Annotated in this window: 22 protein-coding genes; 9 read left to right on the forward strand and 13 right to left on the reverse strand. The window is 66.3% G+C overall.

Annotated features, from left to right (window positions below):
• Window positions 1-62 precede the first annotated feature (62 nt).
• Together preA and ACZL02_RS14765 are read right to left on the reverse strand one after the other, a co-directional pair.
• A complete protein-coding gene (gene preA, locus ACZL02_RS14760) occupies window positions 63-1,367 on the reverse strand; it encodes an NAD-dependent dihydropyrimidine dehydrogenase subunit PreA (protein ID WP_472936745.1) in 1,305 nt (434 codons plus the stop codon).
• 10 nt (window positions 1,368-1,377) lie between these two features.
• A complete protein-coding gene (locus ACZL02_RS14765; RefSeq protein ID WP_472936744.1) occupies window positions 1,378-2,787 on the reverse strand; it encodes an NAD(P)-dependent oxidoreductase in 1,410 nt (469 codons plus the stop codon).
• A gap of 336 nt (window positions 2,788-3,123) precedes the next feature.
• On the opposite strand from ACZL02_RS14765, the gene ACZL02_RS14770 reads away from it, so the two are divergent.
• From ACZL02_RS14770 to ACZL02_RS14785, 4 genes are all read left to right on the forward strand, one after another.
• Window positions 3,124-5,169 carry a DUF4274 domain-containing protein gene (locus ACZL02_RS14770; RefSeq protein ID WP_472936742.1) on the forward strand — a complete coding sequence of 682 codons (2,046 nt, stop codon included), beginning with the start codon at window positions 3,124-3,126 and terminating at the stop codon, window positions 5,167-5,169.
• 106 nt (window positions 5,170-5,275) lie between these two features.
• A complete protein-coding gene (locus ACZL02_RS14775; RefSeq protein ID WP_472936741.1) occupies window positions 5,276-6,319 on the forward strand; it encodes an aldo/keto reductase in 1,044 nt (347 codons plus the stop codon).
• Window positions 6,320-6,464: 145 nt separating this feature from the next.
• Window positions 6,465-7,463: a L,D-transpeptidase family protein gene (locus ACZL02_RS14780; RefSeq protein WP_472936740.1), complete on the forward strand. Its 999-nt coding sequence runs from the start codon at window positions 6,465-6,467 to the stop codon at window positions 7,461-7,463.
• Between the two features lie 238 nt (window positions 7,464-7,701).
• The gene (locus ACZL02_RS14785) at window positions 7,702-8,037 is read left to right on the forward strand and encodes a DUF2147 domain-containing protein (RefSeq protein WP_472936739.1); all 336 of its coding nucleotides are present in this window, start codon (window positions 7,702-7,704) and stop codon (window positions 8,035-8,037) included.
• Between the two features lie 178 nt (window positions 8,038-8,215).
• On the opposite strand, the gene ACZL02_RS14790 is transcribed toward ACZL02_RS14785, so the two are convergent.
• The 3 genes from ACZL02_RS14790 to ACZL02_RS14800 form a co-directional block, all read right to left on the reverse strand.
• Complete coding sequence (locus ACZL02_RS14790) at window positions 8,216-9,448, reverse strand: NAD(P)/FAD-dependent oxidoreductase (protein WP_472936738.1); 1,233 nt, start codon at window positions 9,446-9,448, stop codon at window positions 8,216-8,218.
• A gap of 177 nt (window positions 9,449-9,625) precedes the next feature.
• The gene (locus tag ACZL02_RS14795) at window positions 9,626-11,548 is read right to left on the reverse strand and encodes a putative bifunctional diguanylate cyclase/phosphodiesterase (RefSeq protein ID WP_472936737.1); all 1,923 of its coding nucleotides are present in this window, start codon (window positions 11,546-11,548) and stop codon (window positions 9,626-9,628) included.
• A 26-nt stretch (window positions 11,549-11,574) separates the two neighbouring features.
• Complete coding sequence (locus ACZL02_RS14800; protein WP_472936736.1) at window positions 11,575-12,063, reverse strand: putative pterin-binding protein; 489 nt, start codon at window positions 12,061-12,063, stop codon at window positions 11,575-11,577.
• Window positions 12,064-12,630: 567 nt separating this feature from the next.
• Between ACZL02_RS14800 and ACZL02_RS14805 the strand changes: the two genes are divergently transcribed.
• On the forward strand, window positions 12,631-12,975 hold the full coding sequence (locus tag ACZL02_RS14805) for a RidA family protein (protein WP_472936735.1): 345 nt from the start codon (window positions 12,631-12,633) through the stop codon (window positions 12,973-12,975).
• A gap of 59 nt (window positions 12,976-13,034) precedes the next feature.
• Here the strand turns inward: ACZL02_RS14805 and ACZL02_RS14810 are convergent, their stop codons facing one another.
• Window positions 13,035-13,814, reverse strand: coding sequence for an SDR family NAD(P)-dependent oxidoreductase (locus tag ACZL02_RS14810; protein ID WP_472936734.1), 780 nt, complete (start codon window positions 13,812-13,814; stop codon window positions 13,035-13,037).
• Window positions 13,801-14,211: a DUF423 domain-containing protein gene (locus ACZL02_RS14815; protein WP_472936733.1), complete on the reverse strand. Its 411-nt coding sequence runs from the start codon at window positions 14,209-14,211 to the stop codon at window positions 13,801-13,803. The genes ACZL02_RS14810 and ACZL02_RS14815 overlap by 14 nt, the downstream gene beginning before the upstream one ends.
• A 136-nt stretch (window positions 14,212-14,347) precedes the next feature.
• Here ACZL02_RS14815 and cysQ point away from each other — a divergent pair, with 136 nt between their 5' ends.
• Together cysQ and ACZL02_RS14825 are read left to right on the forward strand one after the other, a co-directional pair.
• A complete protein-coding gene (gene cysQ / locus ACZL02_RS14820; protein ID WP_472936732.1) occupies window positions 14,348-15,169 on the forward strand; it encodes a 3'(2'),5'-bisphosphate nucleotidase CysQ in 822 nt (273 codons plus the stop codon).
• Window positions 15,170-15,388: 219 nt separating this feature from the next.
• Window positions 15,389-17,467, forward strand: coding sequence for a S9 family peptidase (locus tag ACZL02_RS14825; protein WP_472938085.1), 2,079 nt, complete (start codon window positions 15,389-15,391; stop codon window positions 17,465-17,467).
• A gap of 79 nt (window positions 17,468-17,546) precedes the next feature.
• On the opposite strand, the gene ACZL02_RS14830 is transcribed toward ACZL02_RS14825, so the two are convergent.
• The 4 genes from ACZL02_RS14830 to ACZL02_RS14845 all read right to left on the reverse strand — a co-directional run bounded on the left by ACZL02_RS14830 (window position 17,547) and on the right by ACZL02_RS14845 (window position 20,923).
• Complete coding sequence (locus tag ACZL02_RS14830; protein ID WP_472936731.1) at window positions 17,547-18,461, reverse strand: cytochrome c; 915 nt, start codon at window positions 18,459-18,461, stop codon at window positions 17,547-17,549.
• 202 nt (window positions 18,462-18,663) lie between these two features.
• The gene (locus ACZL02_RS14835) at window positions 18,664-19,119 is read right to left on the reverse strand and encodes a c-type cytochrome (RefSeq protein WP_472936730.1); all 456 of its coding nucleotides are present in this window, start codon (window positions 19,117-19,119) and stop codon (window positions 18,664-18,666) included.
• Window positions 19,120-19,304: 185 nt separating this feature from the next.
• Window positions 19,305-19,907 (reverse strand): superoxide dismutase, encoded by a 603-nt coding sequence (locus tag ACZL02_RS14840; protein ID WP_472936729.1) that lies wholly within the window; start codon window positions 19,905-19,907, stop codon window positions 19,305-19,307.
• Between the two features lie 140 nt (window positions 19,908-20,047).
• Window positions 20,048-20,923 (reverse strand): branched-chain amino acid aminotransferase, encoded by an 876-nt coding sequence (locus ACZL02_RS14845; RefSeq protein ID WP_472936728.1) that lies wholly within the window; start codon window positions 20,921-20,923, stop codon window positions 20,048-20,050.
• A gap of 156 nt (window positions 20,924-21,079) precedes the next feature.
• Between ACZL02_RS14845 and ACZL02_RS14850 the strand changes: the two genes are divergently transcribed.
• Window positions 21,080-21,763 carry a haloacid dehalogenase type II gene (locus ACZL02_RS14850; protein ID WP_472936727.1) on the forward strand — a complete coding sequence of 228 codons (684 nt, stop codon included), beginning with the start codon at window positions 21,080-21,082 and terminating at the stop codon, window positions 21,761-21,763.
• Between the two features lie 154 nt (window positions 21,764-21,917).
• A complete protein-coding gene (locus ACZL02_RS14855) occupies window positions 21,918-22,625 on the forward strand; it encodes a L,D-transpeptidase (RefSeq protein ID WP_472936726.1) in 708 nt (235 codons plus the stop codon).
• Window positions 22,626-22,750: 125 nt separating this feature from the next.
• On the opposite strand, the gene ACZL02_RS14860 is transcribed toward ACZL02_RS14855, so the two are convergent.
• On the reverse strand, window positions 22,751-22,981 hold the full coding sequence (locus tag ACZL02_RS14860) for an NINE protein (protein ID WP_472936147.1): 231 nt from the start codon (window positions 22,979-22,981) through the stop codon (window positions 22,751-22,753).
• 81 nt (window positions 22,982-23,062) lie between these two features.
• Window positions 23,063-24,769, reverse strand: coding sequence for a helicase HerA-like C-terminal domain-containing protein (locus ACZL02_RS14865; RefSeq protein ID WP_472936725.1), 1,707 nt, complete (start codon window positions 24,767-24,769; stop codon window positions 23,063-23,065).
• Window positions 24,770-24,816: the final 47 nt, after the last annotated feature.

A 24,816-nucleotide genomic window follows, 5' to 3' on the forward strand; every position in this document is an offset into this window, starting at 1 on the left:
AAACGAAAAGACGTATGCTGTCGCGCCTTCGTACGCAGGGACCCATACGGAAGCAACCGAGCTCAGGCCGGCTCGAGCTTTGCCGCCGGGTTGCTCGGATGCGTTGTCCAGTTCGCGTAGGTCGCCGGGATCGGACGACCGGTGCGGGGATCATGACCGCCGATCTGCTCCATCGTGATGCAATCCTCGACCGGGCAGACATTGACGCAGAGATTGCAGCCGACGCATTCCGCGTCGATCACCTCGAAATGCCGGACACCATCGACCTCGCGGGTGATCGCCTGGTGCGAGGTGTCCTCGCAGGCGATGTGGCAGCGGCCGCATTGAATGCAGAGATCCTGGTCGATCCGCGCCTTGGTGACGTAGTTGAGGTTGAGGTACTGCCAGTCGGTGACGTTCGGCACCGCTCGGCCGCGGAAATCCTCGATCGTGGCGTAGCCCTTCTCGTCCATCCAATCGGACAGACCGGACACCATCTCCTGCACGATCTTGAAGCCGTAGGTCATCGCCGCGGTGCAGACCTGCACCGTGCCGCAGCCGAGCGCAATGAACTCTGCTGCATCGCGCCAGGTGGTGATGCCGCCGATGCCGGAGATCGGCATGCCGCGGGTCGCCGCGTCTCGGGCGATCTCGGCGACCATATTGAGCGCGATCGGCTTCACCGCCGGGCCGCAATAGCCGCCATGGCTACCCTTGCCGTCGATGGTCGGGGTCGGCGCGAAATTGTCGAGATCAATCGAGATGATCGAGGAAATGGTGTTGATGAGGGAAACCGCATCGGCACCCCCGGCCCGCGCCGCGCGAGCGGGATAGCGGATGTCGGTGATGTTCGGCGTCAGCTTGACGATCACCGGCAGGCGGGAGTGCTGTTTGCACCAGCGTGCCACCATCTCGATGTATTCCGGCACCTGCCCGACCGCCGAGCCCATGCCGCGCTCGCTCATGCCGTGCGGACAGCCGAAGTTCAGCTCGACGCCATCGGCGCCCGTCTGCTCCACGGCCTGGACGATCGAGCGCCAGCTCTCCTCCTCGCAAGGGACCATCAGCGAGACGATCATCGCCCGGTCCGGCCAGTTCCGCTTGACCCGCGCGATCTCCTCCAAATTGAGGTCGAGCGCCCGGTCGGTGATCAGCTCGATATTGTTGAGGCCGAGCAGCCGCCGGCCCGGCCCATACACCGCGCCATAGCGCGGGCCGTTGACGTTGACGACGGGATCTCCCTCGCCGAGCGTCTTCCAGACCACCCCGCCCCAGCCGGCCTCGAAGGCGCGCTGGACGTTGTACTCCTTGTCGGTCGGTGGCGCCGAGGCCAGCCAGAACGGGTTCGGCGTGGAAATGCCGAGAAAAGTCGTCGACAGATCGGCCATGGCTCTCTCCTCAGCGGGCGGTCAGGGACGTAAAGGCGGAGGACAGCGTCCCGGCGAGCCGGGCGGCGAGCCCCGCCGGGGCACTCAAGCTCTCGTGGATGCTCATCGCCGCCACCTTGCCATCCTCGACCGCGACGACGGTGAGGTCCTCGCCGCCGGCCGCGCAGTCCCCGCCCGCCCAGACACCGGCAAGACTGGTGCGGCGGTCGGCATCGACCTTGATCCGGCCCGCCTCCAGCGCGAGGACGCCCTCGACGCCGACCGGCAGAAACGCCTGGCCGATCGCCTTAAAGACCTGGTCGGCCTCGATCGTCACCCGCTCGTCGGTCACGATCAGGCGCCCGTCCTCGACCCTTGTGCGCGCGAACACCACACCGGACACGGCGCCGCCGTCGGCAAGGATCTTCACCGGCTGCAGATGCAAGCGCAGGGAGACACCGCGGGTCTGCGCCAGTTCCTGCTCGTAGCGCGAGGCGTTCATCGCCGCCTGCCCGCGGCGGTAGGCGACCGTCACCTCCTCGGCGCCGAGCGCCTTCGCCTGGACGGCGGCGTCGATGGCGGTCATGCCACCGCCGATCACCACCACGCGCCGGCCGATCGGCACCGTCGCGACGTCCCCGGCCTGACGGAGGCCTGCGATCCAGTCGACCGCGTCGAGCGCGCCGGCCGCAGCCTCTCCCTCGACCTGCAGCGCATTGACGCCAGCCAGTCCCATGCCGAGGAAGACCGCGTCGAAGGTGGCGTTGAGATCGTCCAGCTGGAGGTCTCGTCCCAGCAGCTGGCCGGTTTCCACCGTGATGCCGCCAATCCCGAGGATGAACTCCACTTCGCGTTGGGCAAAGTCGTCTACGGCCTTGTAGGCGGCGATGCCGAACTCATTCAGGCCGCCGGGCTTTGGACGGGCATCGAACAGGGTGACCTCGTGTCCAAGCAAAGCGAGCCGGTGCGCGCAGGACAGGCCGGCCGGCCCGGCGCCGACGACCGCCACCCGCTTGCCGGTCGGCGCGGCGCGGCTGAAAGGATGCCCCTCACGCGCCATCAGATGGTCGGTCGCGTGGCGCTGCAAGAGGCCGATCCGTACCGGCTTGCCCTCCGCCACCTCGCGCACGCAGACTTCCTCGCACAGCGTCTCGGTCGGGCAGACGCGGGCGCACATGCCGCCGAGAATGTTGGACTGAAGGATGGTTTTCGCCGCGCCGGTCGGGTTGCCGGCCTGGATCTCGCGGATGAAGAGCGGGATGTCGATCGAGGTCGGGCAGGCCGTCATGCACGGCGCGTCGTAGCAGAAGTAGCAGCGGTCGGCCTCGACCAGCGCTTCGTGCCGATCGAGCGGCGGGTGCACGTCCGCGAAATTGGCGGAGAGCTGATCCGCCGACAGGCGGGCGCGGGCAATGTCGGGAACGGCAGGCGCATCAGTCATACGGAACCAGCCTCATCTGCAGCCATCCGGTCAGTGTGCCGGACTGATCCAGTTTAGAATGATCCGAAATCTGAGGGCGGTCAAATTTTTTTATCGTCTGGTCAAAAACGAAGGTGCTTTGCCCTGGCGCTCGTCTCTCTCCATTAACCGCAAAAGGACTTCGGCCTGTGCCGCCGAAGGGCGCGCCACTACAACCGCGGCGATGGGGAGCCGAGCCGTGAACACGCCCGTCGCGCGAGCGGAGCAACATAGGCGAGATGTCTGTCCTGCCGTCTCGCCAGCCATCCTCACGGCCGGAGCCAACAGGCTGTGACAACCGTAATCTAGGGATGCCGTATGGACACGTTGCTCGTCACGCTGGTTGACCGTTTGGCGGCTGGGCTCCAGCGGAGAGGCATCCTCCTGCCGACCGTTCAGCGCGAGGCCTTGTCCGCGTTGGTCGCCTGCGGCTTGCTGATGCCCCTCTGGCACTTGTCGGTACGCGGGCTCGACCTTCTGGGTGTCGGGCTGATGGCGATGACAATTCTGCTCGTGCCCGCCGCTGCTCGGCGATGGCGCGCTGTTCATGCTGACACTCAGGCGCCATGGTCGGACGCGCTTGCGCATGAGTATACGGAGCGAGCGAACCACTGGCGCGCCCGGTTCATCGGCCGCTACATCAACCTGTTTACCGGCGTGTTCGTCAGCACGAAGGTCGTCGAGAGCTATGCCGAAGGCCGTGCCGGCCCCGAAACCCTGGCGATCGTACCCTTCTGCGTCGCGGCAGTCTTCGAGGCCTACCTCCGCTGCGCGTATCCCAAAAGTCCCGCAATGGTGCCGGGCGAGCACCTAAGGCCCGATCCCTATCGGCCGCAGCCGCTGATTCCGACGGATAGCCGCTGGCGATACGTGCCACCCACTGCCGGCGAGGAAGCTGATCGTCTGCCCGGCACCCTCAGCGAGGATAAGCGGGTGCTGATCAGCTGGTTGCAGTCGCATGGTCCCGACGATTGGCATCAGCTTGTCTTCGATTGGAACTGGGACGGCGGCATCGAAGTGCTGGCGTGGATCGCCGAACAACCCGACTGCGACCGGGCGACAGCCCAGTGCCTCATCCGCCGTTCGGAGCCGGCTTATTATCTCGGCTTCCCAGACCGCGAAGCCGTTCTGAAAAAGGCGCGATCCAACGTCGGCGGCTTCGACTTCCTCGCTGGGCTGACAACCCGCTGGAACGAAGGCTTCTACACGCGCAGCAGGATCGAAAGCGCCGAACCGGAGGCGCTGCAAAGGGAAGAGCAGAGCTATCGCGATGACGAATCCCTTTTCGAACCGGCGCGATTGCCCTGGAGAATGGATGCCGGCGTCTTTGAACTTTTGAGGGGCCGCCGCTTTCGCTGGCGCTATCAAGACGGCTGGCCGCCTGAGGTAGAGGCCCATCTCAAGGCGCGCCGTGTCGCACTTGACGCAATCGCGCTCCGCCAGCCGCCCCGCTCGGCGCGCGCACCGATCACCCCACCGGCCCGACCGGCCGGCGAACCATCAGCCGAGGCCCCCTCGCCCTGGGGCAAGGCAGCAAGTCCGTCGCCGTGGGGCACTTCGTCGAGGGCATCGACTGCCTCATACACCGGCGCCGCCCGGAGCCCGACAGGAAGCCTTTCGGACACCATCATCGTCGTCGATGCGTTCGATACGCTGTTCGACCTACATCCGCTGCGTGCCCTCTTCCACCGGGACGGCATGCCGCATGCAACCCCTTCGCACCTCTATGAGAACATCCACCGCGAGATCACGCTGGCCAACGAGATGAAGGGATTCGTCCAGTGGGACACACTTCTGACCATTGGCATACGGCGCGAGCCAGGCTGGGATGCCGTCAAGCGGAACGTCGAAAACGCAGACTATGAAGAGGCAATGACGCGTCTGCCGCTGGCCAAGGGGGCGCTGGCATTTCTGCAGGCGGCGGCGGATGCAGGCATCCCCGTGCATCTCGTGGCGCCGACCGGCACGGCGGCACTGGAGCGTCTCGTCGATCATGCGGGGATTCGCGGCTGGCTATCCGGCATTCACTCGGTCGAAACGCTCCGAGGATATGCGCCGCGCCGTGACATTCTCGGGCGCATCGCCAATCTCGGCGGCGTCGAGGCGGGCCAGATGCTCTATCTCACCTGTCTGCCCTATGATGCCTGGATATGCGGAGAGAGCGGGATCGCGGCCGCTTGGCTGCGCCGGCCGGGCCGCAGTGGATGGCCGAGGCAACTGCGCCGACCACCGGCCATCCTGCGGGACTTCAGCGATGCCGTGTCGGTCTTGACGCCAAAGGCTCCGATGGGGCGACGCTTCTGGCGGTGGCTGCAGGGCGTCCTGTCCGACATTGCACGGGCGCTCGGGATCGGGCGCGACTGACAGACGTGCCGCAGCGGCAGTGCCGCAGCCTTGTTCTTCCCGCCTATCCGCGATAGGCGACAGGCGCTCACAGCCCTTTCCTGCTCCAAACATCGGATTTGCCGCCATGAAAACCCGCCCGCTCGGCCGTACCGGCCTGGACGTCAGCGAGATCTGCCTGGGCACCATGACCTGGGGCAGCCAAAACAGCGAGGCCGAGGGCCATGCTCAGATGGACTATGCCGTGGCGCACGGCGTCAATTTCTTCGACACCGCCGAAATGTACCCGACGACGCCGCTCGCCAAGGAGACCGTCGGGCGGACCGAGGAGATCGTCGGCAGCTGGCTGAAGGCCTCCGGCAAGCGGCAGGACATCATCGTCGCAACCAAGATCATCGGCGCCGGCAATGACAAGGTGCGCGACGGCGGGCCGATCACACCGGAGAGCCTGAAGATCGCCGTCGACGGCAGTCTCGCCCGCCTGCAGACCGACGTCATCGACCTCTACCAGCTGCACTGGCCGAACCGCGGCTCCTACCATTTCCGCAAGTCGTGGACCTATGATCCGTCGGGACAGGATCCGGTCGCCATTCGCGACAACATGCAGGCCGTCCTCGAGACGCTGGCCGACTTGATCGCCGCCGGCAAGATCCGCCACGTCGGACTGTCCAACGAGACCGCCTGGGGCACGGCGCAGTTCCTCGAGCTGTCGCGGGCCCATGGCCTGCCGCGCATGGCCTCGCTGCAGAACGAGTACAGCCTGATGCACCGGATCTATGACCTCGATCTGGCGGAGCTCTCGCTGAACGAGGATGTCGGGCTGCTCGCCTATTCGCCGCTCGCTGCCGGCCTCCTCACCGGCAAATACGCCGAGGGCGCCAAGCCCGAGGGATCGCGCGCGACCATCAACACCGATCTCGGCGGCCGGTTCACGCCCTCGGCGCTGGCGGTGGCCGACGAATACACCGCGATCGCCCGACGGCATGGGCTCGACCCCAGCCAGATGGCGCTGGCCTTCTGCCTGACGCGGCCCTTCATGGCCTCGGTCATCATCGGCGCGACGACGATGGACCAGTTGGCCACCGACATCGGGGCAGCCGATCTGGCGCTCGGCGCCGACGTCATAGAAGAGATCTCGGCCGTCTACCGCCGCTATCCCCTCCCCCTCTGACGCAGCAAGGCCAGCCGAGCGTAAGACAGCGTTTACCATGGCGGCCTATCCTGCCGGCGACCGTCAAATCGCCGGCTTTGCGTGCGATCGGCATCGTGGTCGCACGCAACCTGCCGACGCTGGCCCCATGGGCTCTGGAGAAACGATGCTTTCTGGCTTGCGCATCCTCGCGATATCGGCGGCCCTCGCACTGACGGGCTGCGTCTCGGTGACGGAGGACGCCTACAAGGTCATTGCCGAGATCGCCGCTGTGCAGCAGCGTCCGCAGGGCTCGGTGCTCGTGCGGATCTTCAAGGAAGAAAGCGAACTCGAAGTCTGGAAGCTCGGCGCCGACGGGCGCTATGCGCTGGCCAAGAGCTTTCCGCTCTGCCGCTGGTCCGGCAGGCTCGGCCCGAAGACCAAGATCGGCGACCGGCAGGCGCCCGAAGGGTTCTACCGCGTCACCCGCGCCCATCTGAACCCGCACTCGAAATACTACCGCTCGTTCAATCTCGGCTATCCCAATCCGCTCGAGACGTCGCTCGGCTACACCGGCGATGCGCTGATGGTGCACGGCGCCTGCTCGTCGGCCGGATGCTTCGCGATGACCGACGAGGGTGTCGGCGAGGTCTACGCCATGGTGGACGCCGCACTCGCCTCGGGCCAGACCGACTTCCAGGTCCAGGCCTTTCCCTTCCGCATGACGCCGACCGAAATGGCGAAGCACCGCTTCGACCCGAACATGGCGTTCTGGAAGAACCTGAAGCTCGGCTACGACGTGTTCGAGGCGACGCGGCGCGAGCCGAAGGTCGACGCCTGTGGCGGGCGCTATGTCTTCGATGCCGAGCCCGCCGTTCCCGGAGCGGTGATCAACCCGGCCGCCGCCTGTCCGCCGATGAAGAGCCGGATCGACCAGCGGGTGGCCGCACAGAGGGCCCGCGACAGCGTGCAGCTGCAGGCACTGCTGGAGTCCGGAAAGGCCGGCAGCGCCTCCGCCTATGCCGATGGCGGGATGCATCCGCGGTTCCGCGACATGCTGGCGCAGCTCGGCGCCGACGGTCTGGCCAAGCAGACCTCGGGCACGTCCGTCCAGATCAGCCGGCCGGATGCAGCGCTGGCCGATCCCTACGTCGCCCCCGCTGCCGCAAAGCCGGCCAATCCCTGAGCGCATCGTCGCCCGCGCCAGCGGAAAACGCGCCCGATCGCTCTCGGGCTACACCCGGACCAGCGCATCTCAAGCCCGCGCCCCCGGTGCCGATGCCCAAGATCACTCCGAAGTGTTGATCCGACGCCCCGGCAAAGCCGGCGTTTGCGGTGGGTGGGGCGACCGCCATGGGCTGGAACCGGAACGTCGGGCGCGCCACGTGCGTATTGCTGGACCGAAACATTGACGTGAGACACCCATGCTGAAGTCCCTCATCGCCGCGACGTTGATCCTGTCCTCGACCGCGGCCTTCGCCGCCGAGCCCATCGTCGGCAAGTGGAAGGCGCCCGGTGGCGGCATCGTGAACATTGCCCCTTGCTCCAACGGCTTCTGCGCAACGGTCATCTCCGGCCAGCACAAGGGCAAGGATGCCGGGACGATGAACGGCTCCGGTGCGAAGTACGAGGGCACCGTCACCGACCCGCGCGACAACAACACCTATAGCGGCAGCGCGGACGTCCAGGGCGACAAGCTGAACCTGACGGGATGCGCCCTCAAAATCCTCTGCAAGACGCAGGTCTGGGTCCGCGTCTAAGACGATCGAAGGCGGCCCGAACTCGCAAGGCGCACGTTCATTTCCGGTCTGACGGGAAGTGTGCCTTGCTGAAGCTAATTAGGTTCATGATACACCGAAGCCTGGCTCTTTTCTCGACGAGAGTCTGACTGCGGATCAACTGAAAACTTTGCTTGCCACCCAAAATCTGGCGGGCATATCAAGCTTCCGCAGCTGAAAGCCTCGCCAGATGGCGCTTGAGATCGAAGTCGGCGTCTGCGATCTCGGTCTTTGCCAGTTTGAAGTCACTCGATAAGAGCTTGCGGCCTGCCATGTGGTCGCCCGGGCGGTTGACGGTCTCGATCCCCAGAAGACGATCACCGCGAAAGCAGTAGGTGATGAGGCGGCCCTCTGCGAAGGAGCCGGCGACATGGACATGATCGGCTGACGTGGTGATGCCGGCGATCTGCAGCTTGTAGCTGCCCTGATCACTCCAGAACCATGGCACGCTGTCGTAGGGCTCGATACCGCCCATGATCCGCGCCGCAACGCATTTCGCCTGATCGACCGCGTTCTGAACCGATTCCAGCCGAACCCATCCCTCCGCATGCCGGCTCTGAAACACCGCGCAATCCCCGATCGCGAAGATCCGCGGATCGCGGGTGGTCATGAACCGGTCGACGGCAATCCCGCCCGCCGTCTCGAGACCGGCGTGAGCCGCGACCTCGTCATTCGGCACGACGCCGGCGGCCATCAGCACGAGGTCGGCCGGATCGAACCCTGCTTCCGTCTCGACGCCCCGCACCGCCGTATCGCCGGCAATGCCGCTGATGGCGGCACCTGTCAGCACCGTCGTCCCCATGGCGCGGTGGGCTTCCAGGAAGAAGTCGGAGATCGCCGGCGACACGACGCGGCCCATCAGCCGGTCCGTCGCCTCGTAGACGGTGACGTCCAGGCCCTTCAGCCGCGCCGAAGCGGCGACCTCGAGGCCGATGAACCCGCCGCCGATGACCGCCAGCCGCTGCGCCGTCCCGAGAGCGGACCGCAGTTGCTCCGCGTCGGCTGCGCTGCGCAACAGGTGAACGCCTGGAAGATCCGCTCCCGGCAAGGCGAGCACCCGGTTGCGGGCGCCCAGAGCGAGGACGAGATGGTCGAAGGCGACGGTCGTGCCGGAAGCGAGTTGGACCCGGCCCGCCTCCCGGTCGATCTGCCGCGCGCCATCGGACAGACGAAGATCGATGCGGTTCTGCTCGTAGAAGTTTTCGGGGCGCAACGGCAGGCGATCGAAGTCGAAATCGTCCTTGAGATAGGCCTTCGACAGCGGCGGGCGCTGGTAGGGCAGCCGGCCCTCGTCGCCGACAAGCGTGATCTCGCCGTCGAAACCCGCCAGCCGCAAGCTGTGCGCCACTTGAAAGCCCGCCTGTCCGGCACCGGCGATGACGACGCGCGTCATCGCGAGGTTCCAGTGGCTTTTAACCAGCAGGAGGTAAACTGCCTGGGAGGGAAAAGAGACGACGGCTTCATCCGGAACCTTCACGCAAGAGCGTGTCGGTCTACAGCGGTTTCCAGCGCTGATCCAGCATCGGATCCCCGATGATGAACCCGATACACATGAGGAAACTGGCGAGGATCAAACGGGCCGGCACTTCAGCATTCTCGGCGCCGACAGCTCCGCCTCGCGCGCCAGGCGTTCGGCCGCCTGCACCCCGTTCATCGGCCGGTCGAACAGGTAGCCTTGCCCTTCGGTGCACCCGGCGGCGCGAACCATGGCCAGCTGTTCGGCGGTCTCGATGCCCTCCGCCACCGTCGACATGCCGAGCTTGCCGGCAAGATCGCAGATGGCGTGGATGATGACGGCCTCGTTCGAGCGAGGCGAGGCGCCTCGCACGAAGGACTGGTCGATCTTGATGACGTCGAAGGGAAAGCGCGTGAGGTAGCTCAACGAGGCATAGCCCGTCCCGAAATCGTCGAGCGCGATCCTCACGCCCACCTCGCGCAGGGCATTCAGCGTGGCGAGCACCGACTGGTCGTTCTGCAGGAGCGCCGACTCGGTGATCTCCAGGGTCAGCCGTTCCGGCTTCAGCGCATGACGGGTCAAGGCATCGAGCACACAGGATCGCAGATGGGGATCGACGAACTGCCGCGCCGACAGATTGACCGCAATGCCGACATCCTTTGGCCAGCCGGACGCCACCGCGCAGGCCCGGTCGATGATCCACCGCCCGACCGGCAGGATGAAGCCGGTCTCCTCGGCGATCCCGATGAACTCGCCCGGCAGCACCCAGCCCCTCGACGGGTGGTTCCAGCGCAGCAAGGCCTCGAAGCCGCTGGTGCGCTGGGTGTCCAGCACGATGATCGGCTGGAAGTAGACCTCGAACTGATCCTCTGCCAGCGCGACGTCGAAGTCGCTGATCAGCGTCTGGCGCGCCAGGTAGGCGGCTTTCAGCCCCGGCTCGTAGACCTGGTACCCCCCGCGCCGCGCGCCCTTGGTGGCGTAAAGCGCGAGATCGGCATTCCGCAGCAACTCGTCGGGATCTCGGTCCTCCGGGCTGGCCACCGCGATCCCGATGCTGCCACCGGAGACGAGCATCTTCTGCGCCACGGCGAAGGGCGCCCCGAAAGCTGCCCCGATCCGCTGTGCCGACGCTTCCGCGGCCGCCAACGCGTTCGGGCAGCGATAGATCGCCGCGAACTCGTCTCCGCCCAGCCGCGCGAACAGCACGGCGTCGGACAGGACAGGCCGCAACCGTGCGGCCACCATCATCAGCAACTGGTCGCCGGCGGCATGGCCTTGCGTATCGTTCACGTCCTTGAAGAAGTCGAGGTCGAACGTCAGCACGGCCAGCGTATCGCGTGGCTTTGCGGCCTGGAATTCGGCGGCCAGCACGGTGTTGAACGCCAGCCTGTTCGGCAGCCGCGTCAGCACATCGATCCCGGCGCTCTTGCGCGCCCGCCGCCGCGCCCGCCGCAGCAGCGCGATCACGGTGATGCCGCAGGCGAGCAAGCCGAAGATGTTCCCCAGCAGCAGCCAGAGAATGTAGACGAGCTTGTGCTCGTTGTCAGCGATTCGGGTTGCCGCCGACGATGTCGTCAGCGACGCCAGCCGTGTGGCTTGCCGGTTGAGAGGCTCGAAGATCGTCAGGACATCGACCGCGTCCTCCGCGCTGCGAAGATTTGCGATCTTCGGTGCGGCGGCCGCGACGGCCAATCGCAAGCGCTGGATCAGGTCGCTGGCCTCCTCGCTATCCTGGCGAACCTTGCGCGACTCGGCGGTCTGCAGCACCTGCATGCGGTTCTCGAGGATCGAGAACCGCAGCGCGACATCGTCATCGGTGATCGTCGATCCCGGCAGGAACCGCGCGGCGACGGTCGATTGAAGACGGGCGAGTTCCGGCGAGGTCGCCATGACCTCGTAGATGACGTTGTTCTCGGACGAGGTGGCAATGCGCTGGATGTACCGGGTGCTCGACAGGAGCATCGCCGCAGCGACGATACCGAGCCCCGCCGTCAACACCAGCAGCGGCAGTTCCCACCTGTCTTCAATCCGGGCCATGCCGCACCTTGCTCCGGACGATCAGGCTAGAGGATGTCCATCCGGGCGATCTGCCAGACGCAGCGCATATAGAAGCTCTGTCGCTGAAGTTCGGTTGCGTCGTCGAAAGGATAGACGATGAAGAGCGGTCCTTTGTTGCTGACCGGCATCAATTCCCCGTCTCGGCGAATGGCCAGGATCGAGCCTTCGTCCGCAAGGTTCGCCATCGGCATGTCGGCAACGTAATCGTTCAACGCCGTCGTGCGGATGGTGGAGCCGGAAGCTTCGACCGCCTTCATCAAGACGCTCATCGGCACACCTTCCCAGGTGGCGACGCCATCGGTCCACGGCGTTTTCGTCTGGAAGCTGCGGGTGCCCAAAGCTTCCAGCATAGAGATGTCGAAGACCGCCTCGTCATCCACATTGTGCAAGCCGATCTTGCCGCCGATGTGCAGCACCGGCTTCCCCTGGGGCTTGCCGAGTTCGGCAGCCTGTGCGCGAGGGCCAAGGCCGCAAAGCGCCGCGCCGGTGGCCATCGCCAAGAGATGCCGGCGCGTGAGAGGAACAGTCATCGTCTCGGATCTTTCCTGTTGGACCGCATCTCACCCGGATACCGGGGATCGGCCTGGATCTGTTGTCGGGCTGTCTGCCGGCGTCCCGCCAGGGTCACTGACAACCGCGCGCGGCGAATGCGCTCATCTCAAGGACCAAGCAAAACCGCCCGAAATGACCAGGAATCTTATAGCAACCGGTCATTAACAACCTACCAATTTACTCGCTCCAATATTTGAAGCATGAAACGAGTAAAGATTTTCATCTTGATAAACGCGCAGGCTGAAAATCAGCACTGCAACCTGCTGAACGCTTCCGGCAAGCCGGCACGCGACTCTTCCATCCGCTGAAATAGTTCACCATCAACAAATTACATCATGGGTAAAGCTGCAGGTTGGTTAAGCCAAGGCAGCCACACCAACCAGAGCGATAGCGGGTGCGCCGGTCGGCGCCTGCCCCGGCAAGCCTCTGCCGGTGTGCCGCATTCCGGCTTCACCGTCACGCGCTCCCCTGTTAAGGAGGCGCGTCCCCCTTCCAGAAGGATTATCCGAATGACCATTCGCCGCATCGAGCCGGGCACGCGCATGTCCGGCGCCGTCGTCCACGGTGACACCGTCTACCTCGCCGGCCAGGTCGGAAACGCCGGCGACGACGTCACCGCGCAGACCAAGACCGCGCTTGCCGAAGTCGACCGGCTGCTGGCCGCCGCTGGCACGGACAAGTCGAAGATCCTGAGCGCGACCATCTGGCTCGCCGACATCGCCGAATTCGGCAAGATGAACGCGGTCTGGGACGCCTGGGTGGATCCGTCCAACCCGCCGGCGCGCGCCACCGGCGAGTCCAAGCTGGCAACGCCGGACTACCTCGTCGAAGTGATCGTCATCGCCGCCGTCTGATCCGGCGCCACAAGAGACTTGACGCCAAGGCCTTGCGCCGGCGGCCGATGCCGCCGGCCTCAGCCCATGAACTGGCCGCCATTCACCTCGATCACCTGCCCGGTGACGTAACCGGACAAAAGGCTGGACGCGAGGTAGAGATAGGCCGGCGCGCATTCCTCGGCGGTGCCGAGGCGCTGCAGCGGGATCGCCTTCGCCGTGGCCTGCAGCTTCTCTTCCGACGAATAGCGGCGGTGGAAGTCGGTCATGATCGTGCCCGGCGAGACGGCGTTCACCCTGATGCCGTCGGGTGCAAGTTCCCGCGCCAGCGCACGGCTCCAGGTCGACACGAAGGCCTTGGCGCCTGAATAGAGCGAGGAGCCGGCGCTGCCGCCGGTGCGCGCGGAAATCGACACCGTGTTGACGATCGATGCCGCCCTGGCGTCCCGAAGGCGGGGGATAAGCGCCGCCGTCAGCGCCACCGTGGCGCGGATGTTGAGATCGAGAATGGCATCATAGGCCGCAGGCGTTTCCTCGGCCGGCACCCGGCCGCCCATCGTCCCGGCATTGTTGACGAGGACGTGGATCGGGCCGCCTTCCGACAGCACCGCGCTCGCCAGCCCCTTGCCGCCGCCGGGGACGGAAAGGTCCGCCGTCAGCACGCGCAGCCGGCCGAGCGCCTCGGTGCTCAGGCCCGGCGTCAGGTCCCGCGCGACATATTCCTCCGTACGACCGACATGCGCGACGACGTTCGCCCCGCAGGCGAGGAAGCCGCGCGCGACCGCTGCGCCAATGCCGCGTCCCGCGCCGGTGATCACCACCCGCTGGCCGGCGAACAGGCTCTGGTCAAATCCCTGCATCGTCGCGCTCCCTCGACTGCCTCTGCCCTTTGGGCGTGGCCGCTGCCAGCACCGCGCCGATTACCACCAGCAGCCATCCACCGATCAGGATCATGCCGCCCGCCGGCGCCGCATTCTCGAACAACCGGTCGCCGAGAAAGCGGCGCGCGGCAAGGTCGCCGGAGAACAGCAGCGTCCCGACGATCAGAAGGAGGCCGGAGGCCCCGCGCCACCGCAGGAGATCGCGCGGCAGCGCCGCCAGCGCCAGGAGAACCGGCGCGTGCACCAGGGCGATCGCGGCGGCGATGGCCACGAAGCGGTCGTCGCCACCATGCGCGGCAACGGCAGCACCGCCGACGCCCAGCATGCCGAATAGGCCGGCGGCTATGATCAGAACGGATCGGAACGCTTTCTGCATCCCGCCTTTCTAGCGCAAGCCTTCGCGCCGGCACAGCCTTTCCCGCACCGCCCGAGGACAGCGGAAGAGTTGTACGACCGCCGGTCGCTTTACCTTTGCCGCCCGATTTGCGACCAACGGGGACACGGAGAACTCCATGACCCCTCGGCATTTCGATCCGGACAGCGACCTTCCCTTCCTGGTGGCGGCCACCAAGGCGGCTGCCGAAATCGTCCTGTCTGGATTTGGCGGTGAACTCGACCATGAGACGAAACGCGATGCCTCGCCGGTGACGGAGTGGGACCGGGCGGCCGAGCGGCTGATCGTCGACGCGCTGACCCACGCTTTCCCCGACATCCCGATCGTCGCGGAGGAACAGATCGCCGAGGGACATCTCCCCCCCGATCTCGGCGACCGCTTCTTCCTGGTCGATCCGCTCGACGGCACGCGCGAATTCGTCGCAGGCCTGCCCGACTTTACCGTCAACATCGGCTTGGTGGAGGGTGGGATCCCTGTCTGCGGCGTCATCCTCGCGCCGGCCTTCGACGAGCTCTACGTCGGCAGTGCCAGAGGCGCGTTCAAATCGCGGCGCCTGCGCAACGGCGACTGGACCGATCCCGAGATCATCGGCGCGCGGCGGGGACCAAACCGATTGCTGGCCCTAGCGAGCCGGTCGCATCGCACGCAGGAGACCAATGCCTACCTGAATGGCCTGTCGCTGGAAGCGGTGATCCCGGTCGGTTCGTCGTTAAAATTCTGCCGTATCGCCGAGGGGGCGGCGGACCTCTATCCCTGCCTCGGCCGCACCATGGAATGGGACATCGCTGCAGGCCACGCCTTGCTGAACGCGGCCGGTGGCAGTGTTCGGCAAATCGGCGGCGGCGAGATGCGCTATGGCCAGCGCGGCCGGTCCGATCTGCCGGACTTTGCCAACCCGCATTTCCTCGCGACCGGTAAAGCGAGCCTGCCCGCGCCATAGACCGGTTACTCCCCCTCATTGCGAGGCCCGCCCGGCGCGCTTACCTACGCGGGCAGAACTTAGCGCCGGCGCCCTTGATGTGGGCAAAGTCGCCGACGGCCTCTTCTCTCAGAGCTTCATCCCGGTTCGTTCACAGACGGGCCCCTTGTCAGGATTATCGCCTTGCTCCGTAAGATCGAAACCGCCGCCTCCCCGGCTTCCGCCGTATCGCCTCCGGCAATGCCCGCCCCGCAGGCCGAAAAGCGGCCCGAGCGGTTCGAACAACACGGCCGCACGAGAGAGGACGACTACGCCTGGCTGCGGGCCGGCAACTGGCAGGAGGTGTTCAAGGACACCTCGGTGCTCGACCCGGCCATCCGCGCTTACCTCGAGGCCGAGAACGCCTATCAGGATGCGGCGATGGCACCGACCGCGGCACTGCGCGAAGCGCTGATCGCCGAGATGCGCGGGCGGATCAAGGAGGACGACAGTTCCGTCCCCGCGCCCGACGGCGCGTTCGAATACGGCGTCGCCTACCGCGAAGGCGCCGAGTATCCACGCTACATCCGCCGTCCGCGCGGTGGCAGCCTGGGCGACGAGACGGTGATCTTCGATGCCGAGAAGGAAGCAGCCGAGCGCAGCTACTTCTCGCTCGGCGGCGTCGATCATTCGAGCGACCACAAATGGCTCGCCTGGTCGGCCGACGACAAGGGCTCCGAATTCTATGCCATCGCGCTGCGCGATCTCGCCACCGGCGAGGACCAGCCGCTGCGGATCGAGGATACCAGCGGCGGCGTCGTCTGGTCGGCGAAGTCGCGCGGCTTCTATTACACCCGCCTCGACAGCAACCATCGCCCGAGCCGGGTCCACTACCACCGGCTCGGCGACGATCCCTCGAACGATGCGCTGATCTACGAGGAGACCGATACCGGCTTCTTCATGGGCGTCGGCAAGACCCAGTCGGGCGAATACGTGGTGATCCACATCCACGACCACGAGACCTCCGAGGCCTGGCTGATCCCCGCGCTCAATCCGGCGGCCGAGCCGCGGCTTCTCGCCGAGCGCGAGACCGGCGTCGAATACGACGTCGACGAGGCCAACGGCACCCTCTACATCCTCACCAATGCCGACGGCGCGCGCGACTTCAAGATCGTCACCGCCCCCGTCGATGCCTCCCGCCGCGCCGAGTGGACGGACTACGTCCCGCACGAGGATGGTCGGCTGATCCTCAGCCATATGGTGCTGAAGGAGCACCTGATCTGGCTGGAGCGCCGCGACGGCCTGCCGCGGATCGTCGTCAAGCGCCTGTCGGATGGCGAGGAGCACGCGGTTGCCTTCGACGAGGAGGCCTATTCGCTCGGCCTGTCCGGCACCTACGAGTTCGACACGACGGTGATCCGCTTCACCTATTCCTCGATGACGACGCCGTCGCAGACCTTCGACTACGACGTCGCGACGCGCGAGCGCACCCTCCTGAAGACGCAGGAGGTGCCGTCCGGTCATGACGCCGCGGACTACGTCACCCGCCGCATCTTCGCCACCGCGGCCGACGGCGAGCGCGTCCCGGTGTCGCTGCTCTACCGCAAGGATGTCGCTCTCGACGGCACGGCGCCGCTGATGCTTTACGGCTACGGCGCCTACGGCATATCCATCCCTGCCTCGTTCTCGACCAATGCGCTGAGCCTCGTCGACCGCGGCTTCGTCTGGGCCACCGCCCACATCCGCGGCGGCAAGGACAAGGGGTTCGCCTGGTATGCCGCCGGTCGGCGTGAGCACAAGGAGAACACTTTCTCCGACTTCATCGCCGTCGCCGACCATCTGGTCGCCGAAAAATTCACCTCGCACGACCGGATCGTCGCGCAGGGCGGCTCGGCCGGCGGCATGCTGATGGGGGCGATCGCCAACATCGCGCCGGAGAAGTTCGGCGCCGTGGTGGCGGTGGTGCCCTTCGTCGACGTGCTCTCGACCATGCTCGATGACACGCTGCCGCTGACCCCGCCGGAATGGCCGGAATGGGGCAACCCGCTGGCCTCGGAGGCCGACTACGACCGCATCGCCAGCTACAGCCCCTATGACAACGTCGTCGCGAAAGCCTACCCGCCAATGCTGGTGCTCGCCGGCCTGACCGACCCGCGCGTCACCTATTGGGAGCCGGCGAAGTGGGTCGCGAAGCTCCGGGCGCTGAAGACCGACGACCACCTGCTCCTCCTGCGCACCAACATGGACGCCGGCCATGGCGGCGCCTCCGGCCGCTTCGCCCGCCTGGAGGAGATCGCCTATATCTACGCCTTCTCGCTGCTGGTGATGGGCAAGAGCTGAATCTGCGCAACCCGCATTCGCGCCTCTTGCGGGAATTCACCTCCGCAAGGATGCCATGACCGGCCTTAGAAGGGCTGCCCTACCCGCCGATCGCCGGCACCGCCTTTAGATAGGCCGCGATCGCCTCGCGGTCCGCCGCTGGCAGCTTGGCAAGGTTCGCCTGGACCTCGACCATGCTGCCGCCGACGGAGTCGTAGTCGGGCGTGAAGCCCGTCTCGAAATAAGTGACGAGATCTTCTTGCGACCAGTCCTTGGTGCTGCCGCTAGGGGTGATGTTCGGCACCCGGCCCTTGCCGGCGGGGTTCGGCGCACCGCCGAGCCAGTTCGCCTTGTCGAGCCCGCCCGCGCCGCCGAACTGCCGCGGCGTGTGGCACTCGCCGCAGTGGCCGGGGCCTTCGACGAGATACTGCCCGCGCTTCACCGCCGCCGGGGCATCCGAGGCCAGCGTCACTACCGGGGCGGGATCGAGGAACACGCGCTGCCACATTGCCACGCCACGCCGGATGTTGAACGGGAAGGTCAGCTCGTTCGCCGGCGCCGCGCCCGAGACCGGCGGAACGGTCTTCAGGAACGCCCAGAGGTCGGCGACATCCTGCGGCGCCATGCGGACATAGGACGGGTAGGGAAAGGCCGGATAGAGCGCGCTGCCGTCGCGGGCGATGCCGCGCTGCATGGCATTGGCGAAGTCGGCATAGGTCCAGTCGCCGAGGCCGTCGGCCTTGTCGGGCGAAATGTTCGGCGCATGGAAGGTGCCGAAAGGCGTGACCAGCGGCTCGCCGCCGCCCAGCTGCAGCTTGACCTCGCCCTCGGCTTTCGGGGCCGCGTGGCACGACGTGCAGCCGCCGGCCCAGAAGACCGCCTGCCCCCTCACCGCATCTCCGGTCGCCTCGTCGACGAGCGAGGCAGCCTCCAGCCGTTGCGGCATGGTGAGAGCATAGAAGCCGGCGCCGGCGAGAACGAGGATGCCGGCCGAGACGAGAAGAAAACGCTTCACCCTATCGACGCTCCTCTGCCCGCCTCGTCATCGACCCGGCCACCGGGCGCATAGCCGGTACAGCCCGCCCGCTCCGTCCAGCCCGTCGCCGTCCGCCTGCGACCGACAACGCCAAGGGCGTCGCCCGCGGGAACAACAGCGACTGCCTCTTTATCCGATCGGCCTCGGCCAACGGCGCCCTGACACCTCAGGCGCGTCCAGTCTACTTGTCGACGCGAAATTCCTGATGGCAGCTCTTGCAGTTGGCGGACACGGTCTGGAATGACGCCTTGAAGCTGTCGAGGTCGGCTGGCTTGGCCGCGATGGCGGCGGCGATGTCGCCCTGGAACTTCGTCAGCTTGGCCTTGAACTCTTCGGGCTTCTGCCAGATCGCCGGCGCAGCCTCGGTTTCGCCGCCGGTCTTGCTGTCCTCCGGGAAAAGGCCGCCGAATTTCGCGGCGGAGGCCTGCATGTCGGTGAACACGGCGGCAGCGGTTGCTGCATCGAAGGGCTTGTCGCCCTTCAGCATCTGCCCACTGGCCTTCGCCGCCTTGCCGATCGTCTTCATGGCGGTCTGGCGCTCTTTGATGACGTCGAGATTCTCGGCCGAAGCCGGCAGTACGAGCGGCGCGACGGCCAGCATGCCGAGGCAGGCGAAGGCAAGAGAGTTAATCTTCATCATCGTTCTCCATTGCACGCACGCACCAGCGAGCCTCCCGCCATTGGAGGGGAGATCGCCGTCATCCGCAATCTGGAATCGTTCTCAACTCGCCGTGACGGACAATTTCTCCGCGCACGGAAACGAAAAACCCCGCCGCGCAAGGCTGCGCGGCGGGGTCGGGAATTTGATCCGGTGAGAGGCGATCAGACGCCGGTGGCCTCGTAGCGCTCGAGCACGTAATCCCAGTTGATCAGGTTGTCGACGAAGGCTTCCAGGTACTTCGGCCGCGCGTTGCGGTAGTCGATGTAGTAGGAATGCTCCCAGACGTCGACGCCGAGGATCGGCTCGGCGCCATGCACCAGCGGGTTCTCGCCGTTCGGGGTCTTCATGATCGAGAGCTTGCCGTCCTTGACCGCGAGCCAGGCCCAGCCCGAGCCGAACTGGCCCTTGCCGGCATCCATGAAGTCGTTCTTGAACTTGTCGTAGCCGCCGAGGTCGCTATCGATAGCGGTCTGCAGCTTGCCCGGTAGGCTCTTGCCGCCGCCATCCTTCTTCATCCACTTCCAGAAATGGATGTGGTTGTAGTGCTGGGCGGCATTGTTGAAGAGCGGCTGGTTCTTGCCGAAAGAGGCCTTCACGACTTCCTCGACGGAAGCATCCGCCATGCCGGCTTCGGCGGCGAGCTTGTTGCCCATTTCGACATAGGCGTTGTGGTGCTTGTCGTGATGGTACTCGAGGGTCTCCTTGGACATGTAAGGCTGAAGGGCCTCGTAGTCGTACGGCAGCTCGGGAAGCGTGAAAGCCATGATGGTCTCCTTAAGGGGTCAGACGGCGGACGTGGCCCGTGTCAGGGACCGTCCGCGCCAATCACGAGGGCATAGTTAGCGTGTTGCGGCCGGAAGGCCATGCGCATTCGCGCGTGAGCGACGAAGTTCCGGTCACGCGATCAGGCTGCGAGCGGCGCCGTCGCCCGGGCGAATTGCCAGTACAGCTCCCGTGCGCGCTCGTAAAACGGCCCGGCCGGCAAGGCGCGGTCCTCGATCCGGGTCACCGGCACGACCTTGGAATGATTGCCGGTCGAGAAGATCTCGTCGGCACTGAGGAAATCTTCCACCGTCAGGCTGCGCTGGACCACCCCAACGCCATCCGCCTCGAACAGGCTGATGATGCGCTGGCGCGTGATCCCGTTGAGGAACGTGCCGTTCGGGATCGGCGTGAAGAGGACGCCGTCCTTCGCCATGAAGACGTTCGAGGTGCCGGTCTCCGCGACATTGCCGATCATGTCGCGCAGCAGCGCGTTGTCGAAGCCCCGACCGCGCGCTTCCAGGATCGCGCGACCATTGTTGGGATAGAGGCAGCCGGACTTTGCGGCGGTCGGCATCGTCTCCGGCGTCGGCCGGCGGAAGGGCGACACCGTCAGCGAGAAGCCGGCAGGCGAAATCATCGGTGATTCGTAGAGGCAGAGGCAGAACCGGGTCGATTCCGGCGCTGCGGGAACGCCCATGTAGCCACCCTCTTCGGCCCAGTACATCGGGCGGATGTAGACCGCCGTCTCGCCGTCGAAACGCTGCAGGCCCTCTTGGACGAGACGCACGATCTCCGCGCCCGTCATCGTCGGCTGCAGCCCCAAGGCCGTCGCGGAATAGTTGACGCGTTCGGCATGAAGGTCGAGGTCCGGCGCCAGCCCGTCGAACCAGCGCCCGCCGTCGAACACCGAACTGCCGAGCCACATCGCATGGCTGCGCGGGCCGACGATCGCCGGATTGCCTTCAAGCCATTCGCCGTCGAGGAAGGTGAAGGTGCGGCTGAGGGGCGAGGCCATGGTCTTCCTTTCGTGCTGCGGCCGGAAAGCCGCGCAGGGATCGCCGGTCCGACGGCGCCGTGCCGTCATGCCACGCCGGGCCGGACAGGCAAAGCCTTCCCCTCGGCGTCGATCGGCCTATGACAATCGCCAGGGCATGCCGTTCGGGAGTAGCGCATGCCGTTCGGGAGTAGCTTTGTGCATTCGATCTTCGTCTTCGACGCCTACGGCACCCTGTTCGACACCGGCGCCGCCGTTACCCGCCATGCAGCCGAACTCGGCCCGGCGGGCGGCCCGCTGGCCGAAGTCTGGCGCCGCAAGCAGCTCGAATATTCCTGGGTTCGGACGCTGATGGGCGACGGCGCCCGGGACTTCTGGACGCTGACCGAAGAGGCGCTCGACTATGCCCTCGCGACCTTGCCGTCGGCCGATCCGGCCTTGCGCGCGCGGCTCCTCGAGGCCTACCGCGACCTCGACGCCTTTGCCGAAGTGCCGGAGGCGCTGCGCAAGCTGAAGGAGCGCGGGACGCGGCTCGCCATCCTGTCGAACGGCTCGCGCGAGATGCTGGTGCGGGCGGTGCGGGCGGCCCGCATCGACCATCTCATCGACGACATCTTCTCGGCCGAGGACGTCGGGCGCTACAAGACCGCCGCCGAGGTCTACGAACTGGTGACCACCGCCTACCGGGTCTATCCTGACGCCGTCTCGTTCCAGTCCTCCAACCGCTGGGACATCGCCGGCGCCACCCGCTTCGGCTTTCGAACGGTCTGGATCAACCGCAACGAGGCGCCCGACGAATATCTGGACCTGCCGCCCGCCCTCGTCCTGCCGGATCTCGCCGGTCTCGCCGCCCGGATCTGACCGGAAGGTGTTGCCTCTCGACCACAGTCCGGGCAAAGCGTCCTGACAGCGCAACCTTCAGCTTCACTGCCTTGTTCAGGCTGCAAAATCGGGCGACGTCGGTTGCCTGTGATTCTCCCGGCCGGGAGGACGATCTTCCCATGACAGGCAGACCATGAACGACAAGCTCCTCGACCGCGGCATCTCGCGCCGCCATCTCCTGCTCGGCCTCGGGCTCGGCGCAACGGCCCTGGCGGCCGGCTGCACCACCGGCCCGCGGGCCCGGATCCTCGGCAGCTATGATGGCGCGGTCCAGCCGGAATACGGCGGTTCCCTCTCGATGTATGGCCCGATCGAAGACGGCGGCTACCTCATCCCCGGCATCAATCCGAAGCGCGTCGATCCCCGGTTCTTCCGCCAGGAGGTCGCCGATCCCACGGGCGAGGCCCCGGGCACGGTGGTGATCGACACCAACCACTTCTACGCCTACTTCACCGAGCCGGGCGGACGCGCCATGCGCTACGGCATCGGCGTCGGCCGCGACGGCTTCTCCTGGAGCGGGCGCGCCGTCATGCAGTGGAAGCGCAAATGGCCCCGCTGGACCCCGCCGAACGAGATGATCGACCGCCAGCCGGAACTCGAACCGTACCGCAATGTCGGCATGGATCCCGGCCTGTTGAACCCGCTCGGCGCGCGCGCGCTCTACCTCTTCCAGAACGGCAAGGACACGCTGTACCGCCTGCACGGGACGCCGCAATACTGGACGATCGGCACTGCCGTCTCGTCCGGCTGCGTGCGCTTCATGAACCACGACATCATCGATCTCTACGAGCGGGTGCCGAACGGTGCACCAGTCGTCGTGATCCAGAACGGCATGGTCTGAGCACGGGTTCTGCCTTTCCAAGCAGGGCCCGGCATCTGACTGATTGAAATGAGAAAAGGCGGGATCCTCGGATCCCGCCTTTTCTCATTCGACCGCTGGCGGCCTTGCACCTTGGTAGAGCCAGGCTATCCCGCCCGCCGCTCCCGCTCGATCGTTGACAGCCGGTGCTCGACCTCGCCTTGCCGGACCATGCCGGGCACCAGGAAGAGGTCGACGATCTGGCCGATGCCCAGAAGGCCGAAGGTCAGCAGCCACAACAGACCCGTCCACGGCCGGCCGAGGTAGAAGCGGTGCAGCCCGCAGAAGCCGATCAGGCAGCCGAGCCAGAGGAGGTAGGCGGTGGGCGTCGATCTCATGCGAGCGTTATCCTTCTTTCCATAGACCCCCGATATGGGATCTGCGGATGCGGAGCGGCAGAGGTCGACGCGGGGAACCGTCTATTTTCCGCGCTTCAGGCTCCCGAGCACCCCGCGCAGGATGGCGCTGGTGACGGTCGAGGCGACCGTGCGTCCGACCTGCTTCATCACCGTCTCGGTCAGCGTCTGGCGCTGGTAGCCGGACGACTGCCGGCGCGGCGCCGAGCGGCGCGCGACCGGCGCGTCCCGCTCCTCCTCGACCTCCTGCGCGTCGTCGCGCCCGCCGCCGCCGAGGCCGAAGTCCGGCAGCTGGAACCCGGTGCGCGTGCGGGCCGGCGGCGCGTCGCGCGCCTCGGCCGCACGGGCGTCCGCCTCCTCGGCGCGCTGCCTTGCGCCCTCGGCACGGCGCTCCGACACCTCACGGCTGGCGGTCGCCTTGGCTCCGGCCTCGGCCCGCCGCTGCTCCTCTTCCTTTTTCAGCTCCGCTGCCGCACGCCCGACCAGCATCTCATAGGCCGACTCGGCGTCGATGGTGACGTCGTAGAGGCCGGCGACTGGGCTCTGGCGCATCACCTCGGCCCGTTCGTCGTCGCTGATCGGCCCGACGCGCCCGGCCGGCGGACGGATCAGCGTCCGCTCGACCATCGAGGGCACGCCGCCCTTGGTCAGCGTCGACACCAGCGCCTCGCCGACGCCGAGCTGGGTGATCGCGGCGAAGCAGTCGAATTCCGGGTTCGGGCGGAAGGTTTCGGCCGCGGTCTTCACCGCCTTCTGCTCGCGCGGCGTATAGGCGCGCAGCGCGTGCTGCACCCGGTTGCCCAGCTGCGCCAGCACCGAGTCCGGCAGGTCCAGCGGGTTCTGCGTGACGAAGTAGACGCCGACGCCCTTCGATCGGATCAGCTTCACCACCTGCTCGATCCGGTCGGTCAGGATTTTCGGCGCCCCGTCGAACAGGAGATGCGCCTCGTCGAAGAAGAAGACGAGCTTTGGCTTTTCGGGATCGCCGATCTCCGGCAGTTCCTCGAACAGTTCGGACAGCAGCCACAGCAGGAAGGTCGCGTAGAGCCGCGGATTGAGCATCAGCCGGTCGGCGGCCAGCACGTTGACGTAGCCGCGGCCGTCGCGGTCGGTGCGCATCAGGTCGGAAATCTTCACCGCCGGCTCGCCGAAGAAATCGGCAGCGCCTTGCTGCTCCAGCACCAGAAGCGAGCGCTGGATGGCGCCGACGGACTGCTTGGCGACGTTGCCGTAGAGCCGCGAGATCTCCTCGGCATTCTCGGCGACGTGGCCGAGCATGGCCTGCAGGTCCTTGAGGTCGAGCAGCAGCAGCCCTTCCTCGTCGGCGATCTTGAAGGCGATGTTGAGGACCCCCTCCTGCGCGTCGGTGAGGTTCATCAGCCGCGCCAGCAAGAGCGGCCCCATTTCCGCAACGGTCGCGCGGATCCGGTGCCCCTTCTCACCGAAAATGTCCCAGAACACCGTGGGATAGGCGTCGTGATAATAGGGATCGAGGCCGATCGCCGCCGCGCGGGCGACCAGGTAGTCCTTATCCTCGCCGCGCACCGCGATGCCGGAGAGGTCACCCTTGATGTCGGCGCAGAACACCGGCACGCCTGCCTCGGAAAACCCTTCCGCGAGGATCTGCAGCGTGACCGTCTTGCCGGTCCCGGTGGCGCCGGTGACGAGGCCATGCCGGTTGGCGAGCTTCAGGTCGAGATATTCGCCCTGCTTGATCGCGCCGTCGGGAGCCTGGCTGGATCCCAGGAAAATCTTGCCGTCTTCGAGCATGTGCCCCTCCCATCTCTTCGCGCCTACTATGCCCAGCGCCCGCACGG

The sequence above is a fragment of the Mesocryomonas fontinalis genome, from assembly GCF_055730125.2.